This window comes from Novosphingobium sediminis (assembly GCF_007991615.1).
Taxonomy (GTDB): domain Bacteria; phylum Pseudomonadota; class Alphaproteobacteria; order Sphingomonadales; family Sphingomonadaceae; genus Novosphingobium; species Novosphingobium sediminis.
On the sequence record NZ_BJYR01000020.1, the window covers coordinates 137942 to 144409 of the forward strand.

The following is a 6468-nucleotide window of genomic DNA, read 5'->3' on the forward strand; positions in this document are numbered from 1 at the left end:
TGCTTGGCCCTCTCCCTCAATACTTTACTGGCCCCGATCATTGCCGCAGCAGATCGCGCCCGACGATCAGCTTCATCACCTCGTTGGTGCCTTCGAGGATGCGGTGGACGCGCAGGTCGCGCCAGAAACGCTCGATCGGATAGTCCTTGAGGTAGCCGTAGCCGCCGAAGATCTGCAGCGCGCGGTCAACCACCGAAGAGCCGGTGTCGGTCGCCAGCTTTTTGGCCATCGCGGAAAAGCGCGTCTTGTCGGGCGCATTGCTCGTCACCTTGGCCGCTGCAAGATAGAGTAGCGCGCGCGCGGCTTCGAGGTCGGTCGCCATGTCAGCCAACTGGAACTGCGTGTTCTGGAACTCGGCGATGGGCTGGCCGAACTGGCTGCGTTCCTTGGCGTACTTGATCGCTTCATCGAGGCAGCGCTGCGCGCCGCCGAGCGAGCACGCGCCGATGTTGAGGCGCCCGCCGTCGAGCCCCGCCATGGCAAAGCGGAAGCCATCGCCTTCCGCGCCGACGCGATTGGCTACGGGCACCTTGACGTTCTCGAGAATGACCTGCGCGGTGGGCGAGGAATTCCAGCCCAGCTTCCGCTCGGGCGCGCCGAAGTTGACGCCCGGCATGTCCTTCTCGATGACGAGGCACGAAATGCCCTTCGGACCCGCTTCGCCGGTGCGCACCATCGTCACGTAGATGTCGCTCACGCCGCCGCCCGAGATGAACTGCTTGGTGCCGTTCACCACATAGTGATCGCCTTCAAGCTTCGCCGTCGTGCGCAGTGCCGCCGCGTCCGAGCCCGAACCCGGCTCGGTCAGGCAGTAGCTGGCGATCTTGTCCATCGTGATGAGCTCGGGGAGGTAGCGCGCTTTGATCTCCGCGCCGCCGAACCGGTCGATCATCCACGAGGCCATATTGTGGATCGAGATGAACGCGCTCGTGCTGGGGCAGCCATAGGCCATGGCTTCCATGATCAGTGCTGAATCGAGCCGGCCAAGCCCGATGCCGCCGCTCTCCTCGCTGACGTAGATCGAGGCGAAGCCCAGTTCGGCCGCCGCCTTGATCGTTTCGCGCGGGAACATGTGCTCCTCGTCCCACTGCGCCGCATAGGGCGTGATCGCGTCGGCGGTGAAGCGCCGCGCCATCTCCTGAATGGCGATCTGGTCGTCGGTAAGGGCGAACTGGTCGGTCATGCTCTGGCCTTGGCTTGCAGTGAGGGGGAATAGCCGCGTCCTAGCCGAAGCGCCGGACGTGGCAAGTGATGGACCTTGGGGCGAGCGCGCGCCATAACCGGGCGCGCATGGAAAGTCTCGATACCGCGCTTCGCTTGATCGCCATCGGCCAGCTCATGCTGATCGCGCTGGTCGTCTGGCGCAGTGCGGCCTCGCCGCCGCTGCGACGCATAACCGTGCTGCTGCTGGTTTCGGTGATCGGCTACCTGATCAATTCGGGGCCAGCGTTTCCGGAACTGCCGCCGCCGATGCGGCTTGTCGTGGTGCTCGCCAGCAATCTCGCCGCGCTGTTCCTGTGGCTGTTCGCCCACGCGATGTTCGATCGCAGCCCGGACCGCCGCATCACGCTGGCCGCAAGCGTGCTCATCGTAGGCAGCGTGCTCGTCTTTGTCTTCAAGCGCTGGACGGGCGCGCTGATCCCGGTAGCCGATCTGATCGGCCATGCCGTCTCCGCTCTGCTGGCCATTCACGCCGTGGTGATTGCCGTGACCGAGCGCGACGACGATCTTGTCGAAGCGCGCCGCCGCTTCAGGCTCGCCTTCGTGCTGATCGTCGCGGGCCTTGCCATGTTCGTCCTCGCCAGCGAAGCGTGGTTCGGCTTCGGCTATGAGCCGGTGTGGATGCTCACCGCGCAGACCCTGCTTATTGCGGTTGCGGTCATGGTGATCGGCACGGCCATGCTGGAGGCCGATCCCGCACTCCTCGCCCCGCCACGCTTGCCCGGCGAACAGCCGCTTGCGGATGACTGGAGCCCTGCCGAGCGCGTCCTCAATGGCAAGCTGGATGCCGCGATGGCGGGCCGCGTCTGGCTCGAACCCGGCCTCACCATCGGCCTGCTCGCGGGCAAGCTCGATGTGCCCGAGCACCGGTTGCGTGCGCTGATCAACCGCCGCCTTGGCCACCGCAACTTCTCGGCCTTCCTCAATGCGCACCGCATCGCGGAAGCAAGGGCCGTGCTCGCCGATCCGAAGCGAGTCGACCTGCCCGTGCTCACCATCGCGATGGACCTCGGCTACGGCTCGCTCGCACCGTTCAACCGCGCCTTCCGCGAGGCCGTGGGGCAGACACCCACGGAATTCCGCCGAGCAGCCTTCGCCGAACCTGAAAAACACTGATCGATTCCGAAAAGCATCAGCATTTTCGGCCAGCGCGGAGCCGCCATGCCGCCGCCATGCGACAAGCCGGGCATCCCCTTCCCGGAGTGCCCCATGCCAATCACGTTCCTGTTCCTCGCCGCCCGCATGCTCGATGGCATCTGGATCGAAAGCATCCGATACTTTGCGGGCGCCGCCGGTGTCGCGCTGCTGTGCTGGCTGCTGGCCAGCCGGATCGCTCACCGCCGCATCCAGACGCGCCGCGCCACCACTGCAGACCGCCTGCGCGAAGTGCGCCAGTCGCTGTGGTCGATGACCGTCTTCGCTTTCGTCGATCTGATTACCGTGGTGCTGATCGCAATCGGCGCGATCGCCTTCAATCAGGGGCCGCCAGTGCTCACCACCATCCTGTGGCAGACCGCCCTGCTGATCGTGATGCACGATGCCTATTTCTACTGGATGCACCGCTGGATGCACCACAAGACGATGTTCCGCGTGCTCCACTCGGTCCACCACCTCAGCCGCACGCCAACGAGTTGGGCCGCCTATAGCTTCGCCACCGGCGAGGCCGCATTCGAGGCGGTGATCGTGCCGCTGATGATCGCCGTCGTCAGCGTGGTTGCCCCTGCCGAACCGTGGGCCGTGTTCATCTTCCTCGGCCACCAGATTGCTCGCAACGCGTTTGGCCATGCCGGGTTCGAACTGGCATGGCCGGGCTTCACCCGCTCGCCGTGGACGGGCTGGCTGACGACCACGACCCACCACGATCTCCACCACAGTGAGGGCCGCTACAACTTCGGCCTCTACTTCACCTGGTGGGACCGCTGGCTGGGCACCGAGCACCCGCGCTACCACGAACGGTTCGCGGCGGTGGTGAACCGCCACCGCGAAACCGCCGCGGAAAGTGTGTCGGTGCATGGTGCCGTCAGCCCGTAAGCTTCAGGCTCAGCTCATCGTCGGGATAACGAAGGCATTGCCGCCCGAGGGCAGGCCTTCCGGCCAGCGCTGCGTCACGGTCTTCACCTTGGTCCAGAACTTCACGCCTTCCACGCCGTGCTGGTTGGTGTCACCGAAGGCCGACCGCTTCCAGCCGCCGAAGGTGTGATAGGCGACCGGCACCGGGATCGGCACGTTGATGCCGACCATGCCGACATTGACCCGCGCCGCGAATTCGCGCGCCGCATTGCCGCTGCGGGTGAACAGCGCCACGCCGTTACCGTACTGGTGCTTCGAAGCGAGCGAGAGCGCTTCCTCGAAATCCTTGGCACGCACGATCTGCAGCACCGGGCCGAAGATCTCGTTGTGATAGCTCTCCATGTCCGGCGTCACGTGGTCGATCAGCGTCGGGCCGACGAAGAAGCCGTTCTCGTGGCCCTGCAAGGAGAATCCGCGGCCATCGATCACGATCTCGCCGCCCTCTTGCTCGCACTTGGTGATCCAGCGCTCGATGTTCGCCTTGTGCGCCGCCGTCACGACCGGGCCGTAGTGGCAGTCGTTATCGGTCGAAATGCCGACGCGCAGCTTCTCGATCGCAGGGATCAGCTTGGCCTTAAGCGCCTCGGCAGTTTCTTCACCGACCGGCACGACGACCGGAAGAGCCATGCAGCGCTCGCCTGCCGAACCAAACGCGGCACCGGCAAGGTCGTTCACCACCTGATCGAGATCGGCATCGGGCATCACCACGCCGTGGTTCTTGGCACCGCCCATGGCCTGCACGCGCTTGCCCGCAGCAACGCCGCGATTGTAAACATAGTGCGCGATATCGGACGAGCCGACGAAGCTGACCGCGCCGATCGCCGGGTGATCGAGGATCGCGTCGACCATTTCCTTGTCGCCGTGCACGACCTGGCAAATGCCCTCGGGCAGACCCGCTTCGAGGAACAGCTCGGCAAGGCGCACCGGCACCGAAGGATCGCGCTCGGAAGGCTTGATGATGAAGGCATTGCCCGTGGCGATAGCAACGCCGGCCATCCACAGCGGGATCATGCCGGGGAAGTTGAACGGCGTGATGCCCGCGCCGATGCCGATGGGCTGGCGCATCGAGTAGATGTCGATGCCCGGGCCGGCGCCCTGCGTGTATTCGCCCTTGAGCACGTGCGGGATGCCGCAGCAGAACTCGATCACTTCGAGCCCGCGCTGAATGTCACCCTTCGAATCCGCGATCACCTTGCCGTGCTCACTCGAAAGCAGGTGCGCCAGTTCGTCGAGGTTCGCTTCGACGAGGCGCTTGAATTCGAACATCACGCGGGCGCGGCGCTGCGGGTTGACCGCCGCCCACGCCGGCTGTGCAGCCTTGGCAGCTGCAACCGCGCGCTCCAGCGTCTCGGCCGTGCCCAGCGCCACTTCGGCCTGCACCGCGCCGGTGTTGGGATCGAACACCTGACCCTTGCGCGCCGGCGCTCCGCCCGAACCGCCGACAATGAAATGATCGATCTGGCGCATGTAGGGAATCCTTTCCTCTCGAATTTGAGGAGCCTCCTGCACCCCGGATCATTTGCAAGCAAGGTGAGAAAATGCGAGGGATACCTGCAATGATGCAGGTTCCTGACTGGAGCGATTTCCAGACCTTTCTCGCCATTGCCCGCGCCGGACAGCTCGCCCGCGCCGCGCAGGCCATCGGCGTTGATGCCACCACCATGGGCCGCCGCCTGCGCCGCCTCGAAACGCGCATCGGCGCCACCTTGTTCGAGCAGACGCGTGAGGGGCAGGTGCTGACCGAAGCGGGCGAAGCCATGCTCGTGGAAGTCGAAGCCATGGAGCGCGCCGCCAGCCGCATTGCCGAGCATGGCGGCGGCGGCCCGGCCGGCCTCCTGCGCGTCAGCCTCTCGGAAGGCTTCGCCAGCTGGATCGTTGCGCCCGCGCTCGGCACCTTCACTGCAGCGCACCCGCGGCTGGTAATCGATCTTGTTGCGAACTCGGGCTTCCTCAGCCCCTCGAAGCGCGAGGCGGATCTTGCCGTCACGCTATCTCGTCCCCGGGCTGGGCCGGTAATTGCCGGCAAGCTGTCGGACTATCACCTGAGGCTCTACGCCTGCCCCGACTACCTTGCGGGCCACGCACCCCTGCGCCGCCCGACGGATCTCGCCAGGGGCCACGCCCTCGTCGGCTACGTCCCCGATTTGCTCTACGCGCCGGAGCTCAGATATCTGGCGGAAATCGAACCCGGCCTTGCCGCAACGGTCCGCTCCTCGTCGATCAACGCGCAGCACCGCCTGATTGCAGCGGGCGCGGGTATTGGCGTGCTGCCCTGCTTTATCGGAGATGCAGATCCGAGTCTTGTGCCAGTGCTGCCCGAACGGCGCATCACGCGCTCATTCTGGCTGGTCATGCACAAGGACACGCACAGCCTTGCACGCGTGCAGGCGTTCAAGACGTGGCTGACCACACTCGTCGAGCGGGAGCGGGGCAGGCTGCTGCCCCACTAGATCCTCCCCATTTTCAAGAAGTGCAAATGGGGAGGTGGCAGCCCGAAAGGCTGACGGAGGGGTGAACCTTAGATCTTCGCCACCGGCGCGTCGTCACCAAGGTCTTCGTACCACGCCTCAACCGGCCCGGAGAGCTTCAGCGTGAGCGGATTGCCCTTGCGGTCCATGGTCTTGCCGGCCTGCACGCGCACCCAGCCCTCTGAAATCGAGTATTCCTCGACATTGCGGCGCACGGTGCCCTTGAAGCGGATGCCGATACCCCGGCGCAGCTTCTCCGCATCGAAATACGGGCTGCGCGGATTGATCGCGAGGCGATCGGGGGGAACGTCCGGCCCGGCCGTGGTGGCGGGAGCGGCAGATTCGGGCGCTGAAGCTTCTTCGGTCATGGGGGGAGCCAAATATCTTGATCCCCCCACTTGTCAATCAAGCCCCGTCATGGCAGAGGCGCGCCCCTGTCTGGCCCAAGGTTGTCTGCCTTGGAGACCACACGGGCGCGTAGCTCAGTGGTAGAGCACACCCTTCACACGGGTGGGGTCGCAGGTTCAATCCCTGCCGCGCCCACCATAAATCCCTTTGAAATATAGGGAATTTATGGATGGCCATTTTTCTCCCTCGCAGATTTTGACCCCGTTTCGCACCCGAAAAGGGCCGGAATCGACCTCCGCTCGTACAAAACCCGTACAGCATCAGGGCTCCTTTCTCAGCTTGAGCCGCGTCTTGCGCTCGA

6 protein-coding genes and 1 tRNA gene are annotated in these 6468 nt (G+C 65.0%); 4 read left to right on the top strand and 3 right to left on the bottom strand.

Annotation, left to right across the window (positions count from 1 at the left end; genetic code table 11):
* Nucleotides 1-37 precede the first annotated feature (37 nt).
* A complete protein-coding gene (locus NSE01_RS15815; RefSeq protein ID WP_147160612.1) occupies nucleotides 38-1183 on the bottom strand; it encodes an acyl-CoA dehydrogenase family protein in 1146 nt (381 codons plus the stop codon).
* Nucleotides 1184-1251: 68 nt separating this feature from the next.
* Between NSE01_RS15815 and NSE01_RS15820 the strand changes: the two genes are divergently transcribed.
* Nucleotides 1252-2337, top strand: a complete 1086-nt coding sequence (locus NSE01_RS15820; protein ID WP_246135244.1) for an AraC family transcriptional regulator — start codon at nucleotides 1252-1254, stop codon at nucleotides 2335-2337.
* 93 nt (nucleotides 2338-2430) lie between these two features.
* Nucleotides 2431-3252, top strand: a complete 822-nt coding sequence (locus NSE01_RS15825) for a sterol desaturase family protein (RefSeq protein ID WP_170233868.1) — start codon at nucleotides 2431-2433, stop codon at nucleotides 3250-3252.
* A 9-nt stretch (nucleotides 3253-3261) separates the two neighbouring features.
* Here NSE01_RS15825 and NSE01_RS15830 read toward each other — a convergent pair whose 3' ends face one another.
* Nucleotides 3262-4758, bottom strand: coding sequence for a CoA-acylating methylmalonate-semialdehyde dehydrogenase (locus tag NSE01_RS15830; protein WP_147160615.1), 1497 nt, complete (start codon nucleotides 4756-4758; stop codon nucleotides 3262-3264).
* A gap of 92 nt (nucleotides 4759-4850) precedes the next feature.
* Here NSE01_RS15830 and NSE01_RS15835 point away from each other — a divergent pair, with 92 nt between their 5' ends.
* A complete protein-coding gene (locus tag NSE01_RS15835) occupies nucleotides 4851-5741 on the top strand; it encodes a LysR family transcriptional regulator (RefSeq protein ID WP_147160630.1) in 891 nt (296 codons plus the stop codon).
* Between the two features lie 68 nt (nucleotides 5742-5809).
* Here NSE01_RS15835 and NSE01_RS15840 read toward each other — a convergent pair whose 3' ends face one another.
* On the bottom strand, nucleotides 5810-6127 hold the full coding sequence (locus tag NSE01_RS15840; protein ID WP_147160616.1) for a DUF3297 family protein: 318 nt from the start codon (nucleotides 6125-6127) through the stop codon (nucleotides 5810-5812).
* 103 nt (nucleotides 6128-6230) lie between these two features.
* Between NSE01_RS15840 and NSE01_RS15845 the strand changes: the two genes are divergently transcribed.
* A tRNA-Val gene (locus tag NSE01_RS15845) sits at nucleotides 6231-6305 on the top strand.
* The last annotated feature ends 163 nt before the right edge of the window (nucleotides 6306-6468 follow it).